General features: G+C 68.9%; 17 protein-coding genes. 9 read left to right on the top strand and 8 right to left on the bottom strand.

The annotated features are described in order from the left end of the window. Positions 1-247: 247 nt before the first annotated feature. The 6 genes from BX286_RS35865 to BX286_RS35890 all read right to left on the bottom strand — a co-directional run bounded on the left by BX286_RS35865 (position 248) and on the right by BX286_RS35890 (position 7,177). Positions 248-934, bottom strand: a complete 687-nt coding sequence (locus tag BX286_RS35865; RefSeq protein ID WP_121017950.1) for a VC0807 family protein — start codon at positions 932-934, stop codon at positions 248-250. A gap of 152 nt (positions 935-1,086) precedes the next feature. Beyond that, a complete protein-coding gene (locus BX286_RS35870; protein WP_079432455.1) occupies positions 1,087-1,740 on the bottom strand; it encodes a response regulator transcription factor in 654 nt (217 codons plus the stop codon). Beyond that, positions 1,704-3,737, bottom strand: a complete 2,034-nt coding sequence (locus tag BX286_RS35875; protein ID WP_123996033.1) for a sensor domain-containing protein — start codon at positions 3,735-3,737, stop codon at positions 1,704-1,706. Before BX286_RS35875 ends, BX286_RS35870 begins: the two co-directional genes overlap by 37 nt. 223 nt (positions 3,738-3,960) lie before the next feature. After that, positions 3,961-4,536: a DUF1707 domain-containing protein gene (locus tag BX286_RS35880; protein WP_237293463.1), complete on the bottom strand. Its 576-nt coding sequence runs from the start codon at positions 4,534-4,536 to the stop codon at positions 3,961-3,963. Between the two features lie 209 nt (positions 4,537-4,745). Then, positions 4,746-6,020 carry a ParB/RepB/Spo0J family partition protein gene (locus BX286_RS35885; protein WP_121017951.1) on the bottom strand — a complete coding sequence of 425 codons (1,275 nt, stop codon included), beginning with the start codon at positions 6,018-6,020 and terminating at the stop codon, positions 4,746-4,748. Then, positions 6,017-7,177: a ParA family protein gene (locus BX286_RS35890; protein WP_079432457.1), complete on the bottom strand. Its 1,161-nt coding sequence runs from the start codon at positions 7,175-7,177 to the stop codon at positions 6,017-6,019. The genes BX286_RS35885 and BX286_RS35890 overlap by 4 nt, the downstream gene beginning before the upstream one ends. Before the next feature lie 972 nt (positions 7,178-8,149). Here BX286_RS35890 and BX286_RS35895 point away from each other — a divergent pair. The 7 genes from BX286_RS35895 (at position 8,150) to BX286_RS36215 (ending at position 14,037) form a co-directional block, all read left to right on the top strand. Next, positions 8,150-8,851, top strand: coding sequence for a hypothetical protein (locus tag BX286_RS35895; RefSeq protein WP_121017952.1), 702 nt, complete (start codon positions 8,150-8,152; stop codon positions 8,849-8,851). 54 nt (positions 8,852-8,905) lie between these two features. Continuing rightward, positions 8,906-9,322: a hypothetical protein gene (locus BX286_RS35900; RefSeq protein WP_079432459.1), complete on the top strand. Its 417-nt coding sequence runs from the start codon at positions 8,906-8,908 to the stop codon at positions 9,320-9,322. A gap of 1,113 nt (positions 9,323-10,435) precedes the next feature. Next, positions 10,436-10,966 carry a pentapeptide repeat-containing protein gene (locus tag BX286_RS35910; RefSeq protein WP_187344335.1) on the top strand — a complete coding sequence of 177 codons (531 nt, stop codon included), beginning with the start codon at positions 10,436-10,438 and terminating at the stop codon, positions 10,964-10,966. Between the two features lie 395 nt (positions 10,967-11,361). After that, positions 11,362-11,586, top strand: coding sequence for a transposase family protein (locus tag BX286_RS37170; protein WP_261993702.1), 225 nt, complete (start codon positions 11,362-11,364; stop codon positions 11,584-11,586). 63 nt (positions 11,587-11,649) lie between these two features. Beyond that, complete coding sequence (locus BX286_RS35915) at positions 11,650-12,894, top strand: transposase (RefSeq protein WP_261993703.1); 1,245 nt, start codon at positions 11,650-11,652, stop codon at positions 12,892-12,894. Between the two features lie 55 nt (positions 12,895-12,949). Beyond that, positions 12,950-13,396: a DUF4259 domain-containing protein gene (locus BX286_RS35920; RefSeq protein WP_079432184.1), complete on the top strand. Its 447-nt coding sequence runs from the start codon at positions 12,950-12,952 to the stop codon at positions 13,394-13,396. Positions 13,397-13,677: 281 nt separating this feature from the next. Further along, positions 13,678-14,037: a hypothetical protein gene (locus BX286_RS36215; RefSeq protein ID WP_123996025.1), complete on the top strand. Its 360-nt coding sequence runs from the start codon at positions 13,678-13,680 to the stop codon at positions 14,035-14,037. A 67-nt stretch (positions 14,038-14,104) separates the two neighbouring features. Here BX286_RS36215 and BX286_RS35925 read toward each other — a convergent pair whose 3' ends face one another. Continuing rightward, entirely contained in the window at positions 14,105-14,680 is a 576-nt protein-coding gene (locus BX286_RS35925; RefSeq protein ID WP_185117380.1) for an RICIN domain-containing protein, read from the bottom strand. A 288-nt stretch (positions 14,681-14,968) separates the two neighbouring features. Next, positions 14,969-15,532 carry a hypothetical protein gene (locus tag BX286_RS35930; protein ID WP_121017956.1) on the bottom strand — a complete coding sequence of 188 codons (564 nt, stop codon included), beginning with the start codon at positions 15,530-15,532 and terminating at the stop codon, positions 14,969-14,971. A 35-nt stretch (positions 15,533-15,567) separates the two neighbouring features. Here BX286_RS35930 and BX286_RS36220 point away from each other — a divergent pair, with 35 nt between their 5' ends. Both BX286_RS36220 and BX286_RS36945 read left to right on the top strand, forming a co-directional pair. Then, positions 15,568-16,497 (top strand): hypothetical protein, encoded by a 930-nt coding sequence (locus BX286_RS36220; RefSeq protein ID WP_148710337.1) that lies wholly within the window; start codon positions 15,568-15,570, stop codon positions 16,495-16,497. 62 nt (positions 16,498-16,559) lie between these two features. Next, the gene (locus BX286_RS36945; RefSeq protein WP_187344336.1) at positions 16,560-16,793 is read left to right on the top strand and encodes a hypothetical protein; all 234 of its coding nucleotides are present in this window, start codon (positions 16,560-16,562) and stop codon (positions 16,791-16,793) included. Positions 16,794-17,317 lie beyond the last annotated feature (524 nt).

Consider the following 17,317-nt stretch of genomic DNA (forward strand, 5'->3'; position numbering starts at 1 on the left):
TCGGTCCCTCCAGTCCCTGAATACCAATGGCTGGTACGAAGCGATCATTCTCGTCCGCGATCTTCGGTTACACCGACAGGGCTGCCGGGAATCCAAGGCCAAAGATCACGAAATCGCGTGGTCGCCTACCGAAAGGCCGGTGGAAAGGCCATATCGTTACCTGCCGCAACCATCAGGGATTTCCGTCCGGACGCCGAAGTGGGCCGTCCCCGCGAGGGGGGCGGCCCACTTCGTTGTGTGTGGTGTGTCAGGTGAGTTCGGCCATCATGCGGCGTCCGTAGGTCTTGCTGATCTTGACGACGGTCATGAGCATGCCGATGAGGAGGATGACGGAGAGGACGGGGACGAGGTCGACGGGGAGGGTGTAGGCCATGAGGATGCGGGCGGCGGAGTCGATGAGGAAGGCGGCGCCCCAGGCGAGGGACATCCAGCGCATGACGTTGCGGAAGCGTGCGTGGTTGTTCCAGTTGGCGTGCCAGGTCCGGGCGGTCTCTTCGGGCAGCATCTTGGTCATGGTGGTGAACATGAAGGGCCGCTTGGCGAAGAGGGTGGCGATCATCCACAGGCCGAGCAGGCCGGTGAGGTAGCTCTCGCGGGCGAGGAGGAGGCGGGCGTCACCGGTGAGGAGTGTGATGGCGGTGCCGGCGGCCATGATGCTCAGGGTGAAGAGGGTGACGGCCGAGACGCGGCGTTCGGTGGCCATCTTGTAGACGAGCTGGGCCAGGGGCAGGGCGCCGCTGATGAACAGGGACAGCCACTGGCCCAGGCCGGCTCCGCGCAGGCCGTAGTAGAGGCCGAGGGGGACGCCGACCTCCATGAACGCGGTCCGGATCAGATCCGCCTTCGGGTCCTTGCCCTTGGCCTTCTTCTCGGCCTTCGTGTCGGCCTTCGTCGCGGTCTGCTGCTGTTCGGTCTGCTCCTGCTCCGCCGTCATCACCGTCTGACTCCCTTGCCCGTGGCCTGGTCCCTGTCCGGACCGTGTGGCCCGCCTTCTGAACACGAAACTACGGGCCGGACCCAGGGCGCCGGAATGGAGCTGTGAGCACACCTGCAGTGCAGAAAACTCCACCCCCTGGCGATCGCCCCTCAGTTCTGCGGGGCGTTCAGGTACGCAAGCACCGCCAGGACCCTCCGGTTGTCGCTGTTGTCCTGCGTCAGCTCCAGCTTGGTGAAGATGCTCGCCGAATGCTTGCTGACGGCGCTGTCGCTCAGGTGCAGCTCCTGCGCGATCCCCGCGTTGGACCTCCCCTCCGCCATCAGCTCCAGCACCTGGAGCTCACGCTCGGTCAACGAACTCAACGGCCCGCTGTGCTCGCCCCGCGCCACCAGCTTGGAGATCACCTCGGGGTCCATCGCCGTCCCGCCGCCCGCCACGCGGCGCAGCGCGTCGACGAACTCCTCGTCGCTGAAGACGCGGTCCTTGAGCAGGTACCCGATCCCGCCCCGCCCGTCGGCCAGCAGTTCGCGCGCGTACAGCTGCTCCACGTGCTGCGACAGCACCAGCACGGGCAGCCCCGGAATCTCCCGGCGGGCCGCCAGCGCCGCCTGCAGCCCCTCGTCGGTGAACGTGGGCGGCAGCCGCACGTCGACCACGGCGATGTCCGGCCGGTGCCGCGTCAACGCCCGCGACAGCTCCGGTCCGTTGTCGACGGCCGCGACGACCTCGAACTCGTACGACTCCAGCAGCCGCACCATTCCCTCCCTCAGGAGGAACTGGTCCTCGGCGAGGACAACACGCATGGCAGCTCCATGGTCACAAGTGTCGGGCCGCCCACCGGGCTGCTCACGAACAGATCTCCGTCGAATGTACCCAGCCGGCGGCGCACGCCCGCGAGGCCCGTGCCCTTGGCCGTATCGGCCCCGCCCCGGCCGTCGTCGCCCACCGTCATCCGCAGCACCCCGTCGGAGTGCCGCAGGTCGATGCGCACCCGGGAGGCCCCGGAATGCTTGGCGGCGTTCGCGAGCACCTCGCACACCGCGAAGTACGCGCACGCCTCCACCGGAGCCTCGAGGCGGCCGGGAACGTCCACCGTCACCTCGACGTCCAGCGGGTAGTCCAGCGCCACCGCGCGGACCGCGTCGCCCACGCCCCGCTCCGCGAGGACCGGCGGGTGGATGCCCCGCACCAGGTCCCGCAGCTGGGCCAGGGCCGTCGACGACTGCCGGCGGGCCTCGGCCACCAGCTCGCGCAGCTCCGGAGCCTCCTCCCCCAGCCGCCGCTCCACCACCCGCAGTGTCATCCCGATCGCCACCAGCGTCACCTGGGCCCCGTCGTGCAGGTCCCGTTCGATGCGGCGGAGTTCGGCGGCCTGCACCCCGGTGGCGTCCGCCCGGGTCTCCGTCAGCCGCTCCACGCGCCGGGCCAGCTGCGCGTGCCGGGTCGGCCGCAGCAGCAGCAGCGCGAAGCGGGCGTGTGCCCGCAGCGCGTACGGTGCCACCCACGACACCGCCGCCACCAGCACCGCGCCCACCGCGACCGCCGCCCACGGGACGCCCGCGAGGGCGCCGCCCACCGGCAGCCGGCGCAGCGCCGCGTCCCAGAAGCTGTACGGGCCCGTCCCGTCCGCCACCAGGTCCAGCACCCCGGGCACGACGAGCCCGAAGACCGAGAACCCCACGACGACCAGCGGCACCGCCAGCAGCACGGCGGCCACGAACGGATTGACCGCCGACCACAGCAGGTCCCGCCACACCGCCGGATCACCCGAGGTGTGGCGCATCAGCTGCAACTGCCGCACCAGGTAGGGGGTGCGGTACAGCCGCCGCCCGTACTGGTAGTAGCCGTCCGCCCCGCGTCGCACCGGCTCCGGAGCGGGCAGATAGGGCGCCTGGATCTCCACGCCCAGCCAGTCGCCGGCGAGCCGCCGGCTCAGCACGACGAAGCGGCGGGCGAACCCCACGGCCTTCGGGAAGAGCAGCACCAGCCCGGTGCACACCCCGACCACCAGCGCCACCACCTGGACGACGGCCAGCACCGCGCCGGCTGCCGACAGCAGCGAAAGGAAGGCCCCGGCGCCCAGCATCCGCAGACGCCGGCCCAGCGCACCCCCGTCGGACACCACCGCCGGCGCGACCCGGCGGGCCAGCAGCAGCCGCGTCCAACACCCGTGCACCCACAGCACCAGCGGCCCGACCGTCAGCCCCGTCGCGAGCGACACCAGCCCGACCCCGGCCACCACCACCGCACCGGCCCACGCCGTCCCCGGCAGGCCGACACCGCCGGCCGCCCGGCACAGGGCCGCGACCACCGCGTACAGACCACCGGCCACCAACGCCCCGGGCAGCGAAGCCAACGGAACCCCGACGAACGGGTCGAACAGCAGGAAGGCCAGGTCCCGTCTCGTCGCCGGATCCCGCCGCACCTGCCGCACCCGCCTGCGGCGCACCGCCGAGCCGTACGAGGCGTACAGCTGCCTGCCGTCGCGGTACAGCCCGCTGTCACGCTGCCGGGGTTCCGGCGGCTCGGGCAGGTAGGGATCGTCGACGGGCACCTCCGACCACCGCCCGGCCAGCTCGCGCCGCAACCGGGGCAGACGCCGGAACAGGTCCAGCGCACCCACCGCGCCGACACCCACCGCGACCGCGGCCGGCAGCAGGGCCAGCAGCCCCAGCAGACCCAAGGCCGCGAGCGCCGCGCCGCGCAGCGGCACCATCACGTGCGCCCGCAGGGTTGTCAGGACGCCGACCGCTCCGGTCGGCGCCTCACGTCGTAGTTCCCGGGAGTTCGGAGCGAGCACCGGCCCAGTTTCCCACGGCCCGTTCGAGCGCCGATCGTGCCGATCTCGTGCGGGGTGCAGTTTTCACCACCCCACCTGTACTCCGAACTCCATCCCCGGCGGCGCCCGCGATCCGTACCGTTGTCACCACAGGGCGCCCGGTCGACTCCCCCGCCGACCGGCCGCCCGAACCCGAGGCCCTCTCGTGCCTTCCCCCGTCGCGGGAGGGCCTCGGTGAGCACTCCTACCGGCGGGCCCGCTTGATCCGGATCCACCCGGAGCGCGGGTGGCCGACGACCGTCAGCACCGGTGCCGTCGGATCCACCGGCCCGTCCGCCCGGTTGGCGACGCGCGCCGTGTTCGTGCTCGCCGGGTCGATCCGCACCTCCCACCCGTCCGGCACCACGACCTGGACCGTCCCCATCCCGCACGAGGCCTCCAGGGTCACCTCACGGTGCGCGCAGGTGGCCGCTGTGAAGTCGATCAGGATGTTCAGCATCCCGCACTCGGCCACGATCCGCGGAGGGACCACCCAGGCCCCCGACTGCCGGATAGCCGTCAGGTGCGTCTTGAGCACCAGCGTCCCGTCCCCGGGCCAGCCACCGTCCGCAGGCAGGTCCGCGAGCAGACCCTCCAGTTCCGCATACGTCTTCGACGCGTACGTCTGCTCCAGCCGCTCCTCCAACTCGGCCAGATCGAGCCGCCCCTCCCCCGCGGCCACGCGCAACCGCTCCGCGACCGCGTCCCGATCCCCGTCCGCCGCCCTGATGGCCGCCCGGCCTTCGGCGTCCGCCGGTTCCTGTCCTTGTGATTCAGTCATACCCACATCCAACAACGCCCCCGTCAGCGTTTCCCTAGGCCGACCCCGCTCCCGCCCCGAGCCGACTTTTGTCCGCGGACAAAAGTCGGCGGACGCCCCCTCCCCTCCCCTCCCCTCCCCTCCCCTGCCTCCCTCTCCCCCACCCACAGGAACGGCCCGACTTTTGTCCGCGGACAAAAGTCGGGCCGTCGCCACGGAGGGACCGGCACTCAGCGGTGCCCGGTCCTGCCGTTGCTGTCGATCAGGAGCATGGTCAGCTCCGCGCGCTGCTTCGGCGGCATGTTCTGGCGGATCGCCTCGAAGACCGCCTGCGGGTCGCTCCACGACACCGGACCCGTCTCCAGCCGAGTCGCTTGAACCGGAATTACCGTCTCCGGCTCATCCGCCGTGGCCGCAGCGGCCGCCTCCGACGTCCGCACCCCCTCGGCGAACCGGTCCCGGCTCACGCCCGCACCCGCACCCGCCTCAACGACGGCACCCGCCCCCGGCCCGGCCACCGCATCAGCCCCCGGCCCGGCAACGGCAGCCGCACCCGGACCCGGCTCCGCACCCCCCGCCGACGCCGTCCCCGCCCCCCGACTTTTGTCCGCGGACAAAAGTCGGGGCTGCGGCGCCCCTTCCTCCGGCCCACCCGGGCCCGGCACATCGTCCGCCGCCGCGACCCGCACCGGAGCCGCCTCGCGCACCTCGAGGGCCTCGCGCAGCACCTCCCGCTGAGCGGCCCTCACCTCGGCCTCCTGCGCCTTGCTCTCCCGGAGGAGGTCCAGCAGGGCGGCCCCGTCGGCCCCCGGACGGTCCTTCGCGGCGCGCGCCAGAAGACGCCCGTCACGCTCCGGCATCTCCCCCGAGCTGAGCATGCGCTGGATCTCCTCGGGCAGCTCCAGCAGCACCAGCTGATTGGTGACCCACGACGGAGACTTGCCCAGCCGCTCCGCCGCACGCGACTTCGCCCCGTGCTCCCGGCCCTGCTCCGCGCACGAGTCGACCAGCTGCCGCACACCCCGCGCGCGCTCGATCACGTCGAAGTCCTCGCGTTCGAGGTTCTCCGCGAGCAGGTGGTCGATGAAGTCCGTACGGGAGCCCGCCAGGTCGTCGCGGACGACGAAGTCCAGGGACTCCAACCCCACATGCAGCGCGCTGCGGAATCGCCGCTCCCCGTTGATGAGGACGTACGTGGCCGCACCGATCCGGCCCTCATGGTCCGGCCAGAGCGCCAGATACGCGCCCCGACTGACCACGACACACGCCGACAGCTGCGCCTGCCGCAGCTCCTCACCGAAGCGGGCCTTCTCCTCGTCCGTGCCGAAGTTCCGGCGGGGATTGAGGGGAGTGGGACAGACCTGGTCGAGGGGGACGCGGATCAGCTCGTACGCCGGCACGTCGCCCTGCGCGACGGCCTTCGCCCGCCCGCGCTCGCTCCGGCCTGCGGTCCGGCGCGCGTTGCTGAAGGCCGCGCCGGTGCCGAGGAGGTCACTCTTGCTCATGCCGCGATCCTCCGGGCGATCTCACGCATGGCCTCGGCCTGCTCGCACTCCGGCGCGTAGTGCAGGAGGGGCAGCTTGACGCGGACGGCCTCGCGCTGCTCCTTCAGATCGGCGATGACGGTGATGACCGGCGGATCGCCGAACTCCTTCCAGCTGTTGAGGGAGGAGGTGACGACGTAGCCCTTGCGGCTGTCGTACAGGTTGACCACGAACCCGAGCTCCGCGATCTCGATACCGAGGTCGTCGACGAGGTCCTCCAGCTGCTCGCTGAGCATGTCGTACGCGTCTGCGGAGGTGTCCTCAGCCTGCACGGGGATGATCAGGCCCGACGTCTTGGCGGCCTCGCCCTCACGGGTGCGCGCGTAGTAGAGGGCGGTGTCCATGGTGTAGCCGAGGCTCGGCGGGCAGTCGACCACGATGTAGTCGAACTCCTTCTCCAGCTCCTCCAGGGCCTTCTCCAGAGCGGTCTCCTTGGTCCGGACGTGGCGGGTCGTGGCCAGCCGGGCGTCGAGGAGGAAGGCGTCCTTGCAGGAGGGCAGCAGGAAGAGGCGGCCCGCGAACACCCCGTGCTCGATCGGGACGAGCAGGTCGCGGATCCGGCCGTCGATCTCACCGAGCATGTGCTTGGCCAGACTGGGCTCCTTGATGCCGAGCATCCCGGCACCCAGGTGACGCGTCAGGTGCCCCTGCGGGTCGAAGTCGATCACGCACACGCGGGCACCGGTCTCGGCGAGGGCCTGGGAAAGGCCGTTGCTGATGGCGCTCTTGCCCACACCGCCCTTCTGATTGCAGACCACGATCCGGCGGGCACCCTCGTGAGCGGGACGACGGCGGCCGGCCGGGGAGGGATGGGTGTCGAGCCAGAGGCGGATGGACTGGGCCAGGCCCTGGTTGTACGGGACCTCCCGCGCCCGGCAGTCCTCCTTGAAGTCCCCGTACAGCCCAGTGGGCAGGTACGTCGAGAAGGAGGAGGCCCCCGCGGTGTCGACGGCCGTCGCCGCGGACGTGTCGGCCCGCCAGGCGTGGACGCCCTCGGTCACGGCGTCCTGGATGTCCACGCCCAACTGCGCTGCGCGGACCTTGAGTTCCTGCCGCAGGGTGGCCGGCAGCTTGGCGACTACCTTTTCCCTGACTTCCGGATCGTATGGAGCGGTCATGCGGGTACCTTACTAACCGCAGGGGAGGAAAGCGAAGAGGCCCGCCCCGTCATGTCGCCCGGATTTGCCAGACGTTGCCCGTGATGCCCCACGACAACTTCGCCGTCGGGGTTCTCGTACGCACTCACCCGCGGACCGTACGTCCCAGGGGCCAGCCCCTGGACCCCGCCAGCGCCTGGCCGCGCTGGACCGGCCTTGGCATGGGGGGCTGCTCGCCCCCCAGACCCCCTCGCCAGGCGCTCAGGCGCCCTGGACCCGCTCCCCCTCACGCCCTGCCCCGGCTCCCTGACGGTCGCCGGTGCACCCCTCGGGCGCTGGGCGCCCTCACTGGGCATGAGGGCCAGGCACAAGGGGGCTGATGCCGGACGGACCTGAGGAGGGGGAGCCTGGGCATCACTGTCGGCTGCGGCAGCCAGTCGCCGAACGTGCGTCGGCTGAGGTTGCACGGGGCCGGGATTCCGAGAGCCTGGACAAGCCAACACCCGGGGCGGCCACCCCACAAGACGGGGCACAGCCACAACCACCCACGCGCCGAGGCAGCTTGACGGTTGCTCTTTTAGTAAGAGGCCGCCGCGATTTTAAGCCTCTGACCTGCGGTTTTGTCCGAGGTGATGTGTCCCCCAGGACACATTCCGGCCCCTGAAATGTGTACCTGGCGAGCACATTTCGCGAAAAACTAAAGCACTGCTTGATTTTTCCCAGCCCCGCACCCGCCCGCCAACACCGCAGGTCAGAGCGGTGCACCCAGATCCATGCTGTATACACATACGTATCGCCATCACGGCACCCGAAATCAACCTGACGTGGACTTCTGTCGCGCGGCGACCCGAAAACTCCACCCACCGTGTACTTCTGGCGCCGCGTTCGAGCGCTCCCGCCCAGAGGTGCCCTCCGGCGCGCCGCGGCAGCAAAAGACAAGCAGCAGTTGATTTTTTGGATACCCTCGGACCGCCTGAGTAACAAGGAGGTCCTGTGACATCTGATCCGCCCGCCCGTCGCCGGCGCGGGCCCCGGCCCGTACCCGCCCCCACCGAGGGGGGCAGCGAAGCCGAATTCGGAGACATCCTGGCGGTCCTCGGCGAGCAGCTCGGCGAGAAGGTCGCCGAGGCCGCCGACCCCGCAGGACGCCGACGGCTCAAGGGGGTCCACTTCGAGTACGCGGCGGACCCCAGGTCCGTCCACGACATGGCCGGGGACGCCGGCTACAGCCTGGCCAGCAACTGGTTCACCCAGCTGCTGGCCCAACTCGCCGTGGCCAACAGCATCACCAAGTCCCAGCTCTGCGTGTTCCTCTTCGTGGCCGGCGGGCAGGTGCCGGGCACCGGCATCGCCCAGTACACGCAGCAGGAGATCACCGACGGGCTGAACACCATCGCCGCTCGCAAGGGCGGCAAGATGATCACGCGTTCCACCGTCAACCGCGCCATCCAGGCGCTGTGCGGCTACAACTGGGTGGAGAAGGCCGGAAACGGCCGCATCCAGATCAACGTGCGGCTGTGGTTCCACGGCAACAGCACGGCACAGCACGACGTACTCGCGGAGATCGCCGACCGGCACGACCACGACGCCGAGACGTTTCCGTACGCGGTGGGCCCGCAAGCAGCCCACCAGGAGGAGCTCGACCTCGGGTTCGAGGCCGAGGAGGACTTTCGCCGAAGGAGGCGTACCGGGTGATAGTGCTGCTGCCAGGCTCCGCTACGGGTACCTGTTCACGAGGAAGGCTCTCCCATGGCTAACGTCATGTCTCCCATCATCGCGGAGCGCATCTGGGCCCTGCCGTTGTCGGGGTCCGCGGTCAAGTTCCTCCAGTACCTGGTCTCGCGGAGCGACTTCGGAGGCGCCCTGCCGGTCCGGCAGAAGGACATGGCCGCCGAGTACGGGGTCACCCCCCAGGCCGTCAGCGGCCTCATGGCCCCGCTCTGCGACCTGAACATCGTGCTGCGCCCACGCAGCGGAGAGCGCAACGGCAACTCCTACCGCCTCCACCCGCTCGCGGCGAAGTACGAGAACCCCCAGGACATGGACGCGGCGTTCCGCGTCACGCTGGCCCGCATCCAGGCGGGCGAGCTCCCCAATCTCCGACTCCCCGCCTACCAGCAGACCCCGCCCAGCCCCCAGGGTCCGCCGAAGCTCCAGGTGGCCTGACCCGACAAGACGGAAGGCCCTCCACCATGGTGGAGGGCCTTCCGCGCCTGAGTAACTTGGACCCCCACTATATCCGTCGACCCACCCCTCCGGACGCTTCCACCAGAACCCATCCCCCAAGCGGAAGCTCACCCGCACTGCGACCAAGGCCCCTGAGGCGTCGAGGCCGGCGAAGACAGGAAAGTATCCGTCTGGGGAATGGGGCCGGAAGTCACCCTGATGCGCCGTCCGTGCCACCGGCAGCCCGGTCCATCCGCGGACGCTCTCTTCACCGGGTTCACCAAGTTCCGGTGCCGAGAACGCCACGGCGGCTTCGGCTGCGGCGGCGCCCCAAACCGCGACGTCGGCCAGGCCGTCCACAGGCTGATCGTGCTGCCAGGCGTTCAAGGCGTCCGCGTCGCCGAAGAGCACCCGGGCCCAGTCGACGCCGATGTCACCCAGCCGCACGGATGACTCCACCTCGGTCTCGCCCACCCGAACCGACATCTCGGACCAGCGCGGCCCGAGGCCCTCGACCTGGTCGACCCGTGAAGCCAGCACCGGCAGATGGCGATCGGCGGAGGGTGCGGCGCTCGCGGCGTTGCGCGGCCCTGCCGTGCAACGGCTGTTGCGGCTGCGGGCCCAGGGGCGGCTTTCACGGGGGGCATGTGCGTCTTGCGGGGGAGTGTCTGGGGGTGTCGGAGCGGACGGTGTGGCGGTGGCTCGCACAGGCCGAGGCCGAGCCGCGCACGGCGGAACGTCCGGTGGACCGGTTCGAGGTGACGTCGGAGGTCCGGGTGCTGCTTGCGTACTGGCGGGGCAACGCGTCCGCAGTTCACCGGCAGCTGGTGGCTCGCGCCCGGACGGCGGCCGGTGAGCCGGCCGTCGCGGTTCCGGGCGGTGCGTCGGCGGAAACCGTGCCCGTGTTGGATCCGGTGCTGTCGTTGTCGACGTTCCTGCACGTGGTGCGCCGTGACCTGACCGCGGGCGAACGCGCGGGCCTGACCCGGGGCCGGAGGCGGCCCGGGCCTACGATGTGTTCGGGCGTCGCCCGAGGCAGTGGCGCAACCACACCTGTGTCCAGGGGCCGCTGGTGGTCGACGCGGACGGAGAACTGCTGCGCCCCTGGGTGACGTGGTTCATCGACGTGCGCAGCTCGGCGGCGCGGATCTCTCCGGAGCCGACCTGGAGAAGACGAACCTCAGCGGGGCAGATCTTTCGAGTGCGATCCTCACGGGGGCCGTCTTCGAGGAGGCACAGCTGAGGGACACGGGATTCCCGCAGGCCGACCTCACCGACGCCGACCTGTGCAACTGGGTCATCAAGTGCCCGGACCTGACGGGGGCGGATTTTGCAGGTGCGGATCTGACCCGCGCCTCCTTCGTAGGGGCGGACCTCAGGAAGGCGACGTTCTGCTCGGAAGTGTTCCTGGCCCCCGGCGGCAGCACCAAGGAGCCGGAGGCCGCGCCGACGTGTGCCACTCTGCGGGGCGCGCACCTCAGCGATGCGAACCTCTCGGGAGTGGACCTGTCGGGGGCGGACCTCACCGATGCCGACTTGTCGAAGGCCGACCTCACGGATGCGGATCTCACCGGCGCCGTCCTTACGGGTACGAAGCTCAGCGGTGCCAAGCTCAAGGGAGCACGCGGCCTCCCGCCGTCTTAGGGCGCTCCATCCAAGATCTCGCCGCCGTCGTAACCGGCCGGCGTAGGCGCGGTTCGGCTTCGCCTCGCTCCACAAGGCGTTCGACACCACGCCAGGCGAGTGCGCGCCACCCGGCAGTCGATGCCCTGGCTTTGTTGGTGAGTTTCAAGAACGTCTGATGCTCAGCGACAGGAACGCTCGGTTCCACGGGAGAGTGATGTCGCTGAGTTTCGGTTCTGGCTCAACTTTTGTGGTGCGTCAACGCTCCGTGATTGTTGATCTTGGTCGTGTCTCTCGCAAGATCGTCCTGAAACGACTTGGGGCTGCCGTGCCGTGCCCGAGAGTTCGGAGCCGTGAACGAAGTGCTGCTCCGGCTGGGAGAGCTCCTGTTCTTGTCGGACCCTGAAGTCGCGGTCATGTCAGCTGAGGACGACGGCGAGGCGATCTGGATCGGCGTCACGCGCAAGTCTGCCGGTGCTGAGTGTCCGGGCTGCGGAAGATGGTCGAACCGGATTCATGGGTCCTACCTGCGGTTTCCTGCCGATCTGCCCAGCGCCGGGAGGCGTGTAGTGCTTCGCCTGCAGGTCCGCCGGTTCACTTGCACGGATACCTCCTGCCGACGGCAGACCTTCGTTGAATAGATCCCCGGACTGACCAGACGTTACGGTCAGCGGACCGAGCGGCTGCGTTCAGCCTTGGCCGAGGTGGGCCTCGCATTGGCCGGCCGGGCCGGCGCCCGACTTGCGGACATCTTCGGTATCTCCGTCAGCCGCAGCACGGTACTTCGGCTGGTCGAGGCGATGCCTGAACCTCAAACGTCGGCCCCGCGGGTGGTGGGCATCGACGAGTACGCGATGCGCAAGGGCCGTGTCTACGGGACTGTGCTGGTTGATGTCGAAACCCGCAGACCGGTGGATCTGCTGCCCGACCGCGAGGCAGCCACCGTCGCCGCCTGGCTTGCTGAGTGTCCCGCAATTGAGGTGGTATGCCGCGACCGAGCCCCCTTCTTCGCCGAAGGCGCCAGCACCGGGGCACCCACTGCGGTGCAGGTCGCAGACCGCTTTCATCTCTGGCGCAACCTCGGCGAGGCCGCCGAGCGATGCGTGTCGCGCCATCGGTCCTGTCTGAGAGCGCCATTCGCGGCGCCCGGCTCCGAGAGCGTCACCACGCCACCGGCGGCAGAAACTGGCGTGTCGCCCTGGCCCACTGGGCACCGGTTCGCCGACCGAACCCGCGAGAAACACGCGATCGTCCAGGGAATGCTCGGCGAGGGACACAGTCGTCGCGCGGTCGCCCGCGAACTCCGGATGACCTACCGAACCGTGCAGCGTCTGGCCGACGCGGCAACCCCGGAAGACCTCTTCCAAGGGCAGTGGCAAAACCGCAGGACGAAGCTCGACGACTTCAAGCCGTACTTGCACGAGCGGTGGGCCGAGGGCTGCACGAACGCCTGGACCCTCTGGAAGGAGATCCAGACACACGGATACTCAGGTGGATACGGTGCCGTCCGCGCCTACCTTCGTCCCTTCCGGGACGCCATGCCACGTACTCGACCGCCATCTCCCCGAACTGTTGCCGGTTGGATCCTGACCCACCCCGACGCACTCGCGGAGAACGAGCGACTGAAGCTCAAGTCCGTTCTCACCCACTGCCCCGAACTGGACGCCCTCGCCGGTCACGTCCGATCCTTCGGGCAGATGCTCACCCAGCTCCGGGGAGAACGGCTCCCCGAATGGATCAAGGCCGTCCGAGCCGACGACCTGCCCAGCCTCCACACCTTCGCCAACGGCCTCGAACGCGACCTCGCAGCCGTCACTGCCGGCCTGACCCTGCCCTGGAGCTCAGGCGTCGTCGAGGGCCACGTCAACCGCATCAAAATGATCAAGCGGCAGATGTACGGACGCGCCGGCTTCAAGCTTCTGCGCAAGCGAGTACTGCTCGCCTCATGACCGCAATGTCAGTGGCCGATGCGAGGATCCCCGGACGACGACGCGAGGAGATCACATGGGCACCTGGGACATCGGCCACTTCGACAACGACACCGCTGCGGATTTCGCTTACACCCTGGACGAGACAGCCATGGACCAGCGAGAGAACCTCATCCGAACCACGCTGACCCGGACCGTCCAGACCCAGGACTACCTCGACAGCTCGGATGCGGTGGAGGCCGTCGCAGCCGCCGCTCTCGTTGCAGCCCAGTGCCCAGACGGCGAACCGATCACCACAAGCTATGGGCCCAACGAAGCCCTGCCTGTCCTCGCCAGTGACCTCCGAACCCTTGCCGTCGAAGCCCTCGACCGGGTCCTTGCAGGGGAATCCGAGCTCGCCGAACTCTGGGACGAGACCCCAGAGGGCCCGCTATGGCGACAGATCGTCGGCCAGCTTCGAGCAACCCTCCATTCACAGCCTGAGCTTCAAGAAACACCTGCCGCTCGGGATCTAACCTACTGACTCAGCGTGACCAGACCACAGAAGTTGAGCCAGAACCTGAGTTTCGAGAACACCTCGGTGCTTGCTTCGGGACCATGGTTGTGCTCTCCACGACGAGGGGCCTGGGTGCTGCCGAAGTCCAAGGTCGATCTGTACGCGGCGATCCGCCGTGACGCCAAGGGCGGCATGTCGTTGCGGGCGCTCATGCGGAAGTACGGCGTTGGCTAGGCCCTGATCTCGGCGTTGCCGGAACCGCGGAAGAAGATGGAGCCGCGGGAGACACGACTGGACCCTACAAGCCGGTGATCGACGGCATCCTCACGGCCGATCTGACCGCACCGCGCAAGCAGCGACACACCGTCAAGGGGATCTTCGACCGGCTGCTGGACGAGTACGGCGCCGATGTCTCCTACCAGATGGTCCGCGGATCGGTCGCTGCCCGCCGCGAGGAGATCCGGCTGGAGGCCGGCAAGAGTGTGGTCGACGCGTCCCGCAGACCCACGGGCCCGGCGCCGAGGCCGAGGTCGGCTTCGGGGAGTCACGGTGAAGCTGGCCGGCGAGCTGGTGACCTGCTACCTGTTCGCGTTCCGGATGTCGTACTCGGACAAGGCCGTCCACCGCGTCTTCGCCTCGGCGGGGCAGGAGGCGTGTCGGCACCATGACCGTCAGAGGTGCGGTCGGCCCAGCCAGCAGGACGGGACGCACACGGCGACATCTGAGGTTCCGGCCTCACTGCCAGGGTTTGAACAGCCATTTCGGAGTGGCCGCGGTGCAGGCCTGGTAGTCGACGGGGGTGCCGTTGCGAGGAGTTTTCCCGGCCAGCCCGACACAGTGCTGTTGGCTGATTTCGTACCGGTCTCCACGACCGGTCAGCGTCCAGTCCACGTAATTCTCATACGAACAGTCCGCCTGCACGATGTCGGTGTCCAGCTCGAAATTGTCCCCCGCCAGCGCGAGGCACTTGTCGCTGTGCTGGGCCTGGAGCCTGCGGAAGAGGACGTGGTCGGTACCGCGCTGACCGGCTGGCCGGTCGTCCAGCTCCCCGGCCACTGTGTCGCCTCCGACCGTGAGCCGCCATCGCTGGTCCGTGATCCCCAGGCAGTCCCACAGGACCACATCCGCGCCGAAGCGCTGGGAGGAACCCGCGACGCTCAGACACTTGCCCTCTGGACTGCGGATCTCGTAGTACTGCACGGCGGCGTGTGCCGGGCCCGCACCCAGGACACCCAGGGCCAGGGACTGCGCGGCGAGGATCCCGAATGCGGCGGCCACTCGGACCGCGGGACGCCAGAGTGTGCCGTTCACGGTGCCTCCTTCGGCCATACGGCGGAGACCTACAAGGCGACGCTAGCCGCCCTCAGGGGGCCACCCGGCCTTGGGCTGGTCCGTTCGGGTGACCCCGGGGGTTCGGCCGCCGCCGTCAGAACTCCGATCGGCGAGGCGCGTGGGTGGATTCGCCGACCACTTCGAGGAGCAAGACCGAAGATCCGGCAGCAGGGAGAGGCGTGGCTGGCTTCGTCGTCGAGTGAGTTCTGGAAGCGTGTGGATGCTTGCTTCGGGAGCGTGGGTGTGCGCTGCTCGAAGGAAGTCCGGCTAGGGACCATCCTGAGTCACGCCGATGCTCCGGCGCATAATGCGGCGCATCTCCGTGAGCTGTTCCCAGAGCCCCATGATCTGATGGTGTGCTCCGTCCAGGGACTCGTCGTCCTCCCAGCCTGACGGGATCCCGCTGTCCAGACGCTTGAGGACCCCGTAGATGCGGTTGAGCTGGCGGTGGACGCCGTCGATGACGGTGAGTACGTCGTCCGGTACCCGCATTTGCGCCTCGGAGTACCGCGCCCGGTGCTCGCGCCGTGCATCGTCCAGCCGAGCCCTCACGTCATCCGTGACGCGGCCGGCCCGGAGGGCGTGCCAGAAGTGGTTCAGCTCGGAGTGGAAGTCCAGGGAAGCCGTGTTCAGCACGACGTAGCAGCTCCGAATGGCCTCCTTCATCACGCGTTCGGTTTCGTGCTGCCGCTCCTGGACGCGCTGCCGTGCTGATTGATCCAGTTCCTTGGCCTTGGCCTTTGCGGCGAGCTGCTGTGTCATGAGACCTGATACGAGGGTGCCGACGATCCCCAGGAACGCGATCACCAGCGGCACCACCGTGCTGCTCACCCAGTACCGCCTCCCTGGTCCGCTCCGCTCCGAGTATGGCGGTGCGACGCTGCACCGCGTTGGAGCCGCGGCACCCGTTCCTAATCTCGCAGAGAGGCGGGTTCGGCGCCGATTGGCGTGCGTTCCGTGCTGCTGGTGTGACCCCGTTGGTTCCTTGGCAGGTGACGTCCCGTGGTTCGTTGGCGTCGGATGTACCACTGGTACTTCGTGACGAGCTCGACGATGTCGCTGCGAAGTTGTTCAGCCAGTCGGAACGGCCGTGGATCTATAAGTCCAAGTATGTGCCTCGCTTCAACCAACGGGTTTCCACCGCTTGGAGCAGTTTTTCCCGACTGTCCGTTGCCGAACGTCGAATCAATTCGTGGCTTTCCGATCTATTCGCGATCTGGGACGCCGCTGTCATTCCAAAGCTTCTCGGAGAGGCGTTCGGTGAGGTGCCGGATGAGGCCCGGGTCGCCCGCCTCCGAGAACGGGCTGAGCGCCGTATCTCCCGTACGGCACCGGTTGAGGCATCCGATCTTCCGCAGGTCTTCCGGCGGGGTGGGCGCCGTGGTAGCCGCACGGCACCGGGCAGATCTGTCCCTGGTATCTGGGGCGCCTACGTGTTGTCCGCTGGGCTCGCGCCGTCCGCTGCCGCGTCCCTGCCCCCCTTCCGTTCTTCGACCGGCGCCTATGGCGAGTGGTCGGACGGGTGTAGTGGGGGCAGCTTCTACGAGTTCCAGCTCGCCTACCTTGTGGCCCTCGGCCGCGCCGTTGCGGACCTGATCGCGGTCTGGCGGGCCGATCTCCGCGAGGCGTTGCAGGGGTGGTTGATGCCGGCGGCGTACCCGTACGCCGATCAAGTGCCGCCCCTCGCCTGTTCGCCGTGCGGTGTGATCCGCATGGCCTCTCCCGAGATTCCGCGCGGCCCGCAAGTGGCTCTCCAGCTCGATGCCACCAGTCCTTACTGGGCGCTGGCCGCCTGATCCCCGGATCGGGCCGTAGCGCCCGATCATCGATGGAGATCAAGTTGCGGAACATCAATGACATGTCACTCCTGCTGGCGGAACACCCGTCTGAGACGGGTGCGGTCATCGGCCTGGTCCTGCTAGTCGCGGGGCCGCCGCTCGTGAAGCTGGTGCGGGAGTTCTGGGCGCCGAGGCTGGGCCGGCTGCGCCGGCGCCTCGGCCGGTGGCTTCTCGGTGACCGGCCCGGTGTAGAGGAGGAGACCCCGGGAGAGGAAGTGACGGGGGAGGTCCGTCGTCTGCCCGAGCGGGTCTGATGCCCAAGCGGGTCTGAACACGTGTGTGCCGGGCGGGCTCTGTGGGAGCCCGTCCCGGCACAACTTTCTACGGATGGTGAGGGGCCTTCTACGCGCCTCCGCGCGATAACAGAGCGGACAATTCCACGCAAGGGCGCGATGAAGGTCGTGAGCGCCTCTGTGCGGGCCTGTTCTCTTGCTCCTGTACTCCTTGCCTTGGCAAGGAGTGACGTCGTCTCAGGCGGCCTTCTGTGGCTTTTGGTTCGGTGGCTGGGAGGGGTCGGGCGGCGGGGTTGCGGGGCTAACCGTTGCCCGTCGCACTGTGCTGCTTGCCCCTCGCAGGTATGCGGAGACTGCAAGTGCCGGAGGGGGAGTAGCACCTGTCTGCGGACGGTCCGCAGACCTCTTGGGAGGGATTCCCTGATGTCCACTGCTTTCGACCCGCAGCCCCAGCAGTCGGCCTCGCCGCCGCAGGAGCCGGCCCCGACGCCGCAGCCTTCGGGTATGGACCCGGTGATGACGCTGGCGGTGATTGTCTTGGTCGT

The organism is Streptomyces sp. 3211.6 (assembly GCF_003634815.1).
Taxonomy (GTDB): domain Bacteria; phylum Actinomycetota; class Actinomycetes; order Streptomycetales; family Streptomycetaceae; genus Streptomyces; species Streptomyces katrae_A.

Bases quoted from the DNA above. Each gene is read 5' to 3' on its own strand.
- BX286_RS35900 (WP_079432459.1), top strand. From the start codon at position 8,906: ATGGCTAACGTCATGTCTCCCATCATCGCGGAGCGCATCTGGGCCCTG.
- BX286_RS35890 (WP_079432457.1), bottom strand. From the start codon at position 7,177: ATGACCGCTCCATACGATCCGGAAGTCAGGGAAAAGGTAGTCGCCAAG.
- BX286_RS36945 (WP_187344336.1), top strand. From the start codon at position 16,560: ATGTCACTCCTGCTGGCGGAACACCCGTCTGAGACGGGTGCGGTCATC.
- BX286_RS35885 (WP_121017951.1), bottom strand. From the start codon at position 6,020: ATGAGCAAGAGTGACCTCCTCGGCACCGGCGCGGCCTTCAGCAACGCG.
- BX286_RS35865 (WP_121017950.1), bottom strand. From the start codon at position 934: ATGACGGCGGAGCAGGAGCAGACCGAACAGCAGCAGACCGCGACGAAG.
- BX286_RS37170 (WP_261993702.1), top strand. From the start codon at position 11,362: ATGTCAGCTGAGGACGACGGCGAGGCGATCTGGATCGGCGTCACGCGC.
- BX286_RS35880 (WP_237293463.1), bottom strand. From the start codon at position 4,536: ATGACTGAATCACAAGGACAGGAACCGGCGGACGCCGAAGGCCGGGCG.
- BX286_RS35920 (WP_079432184.1), top strand. From the start codon at position 12,950: ATGGGCACCTGGGACATCGGCCACTTCGACAACGACACCGCTGCGGAT.
- BX286_RS35870 (WP_079432455.1), bottom strand. From the start codon at position 1,740: ATGCGTGTTGTCCTCGCCGAGGACCAGTTCCTCCTGAGGGAGGGAATG.
- BX286_RS36220 (WP_148710337.1), top strand. From the start codon at position 15,568: ATGGCGGTGCGACGCTGCACCGCGTTGGAGCCGCGGCACCCGTTCCTA.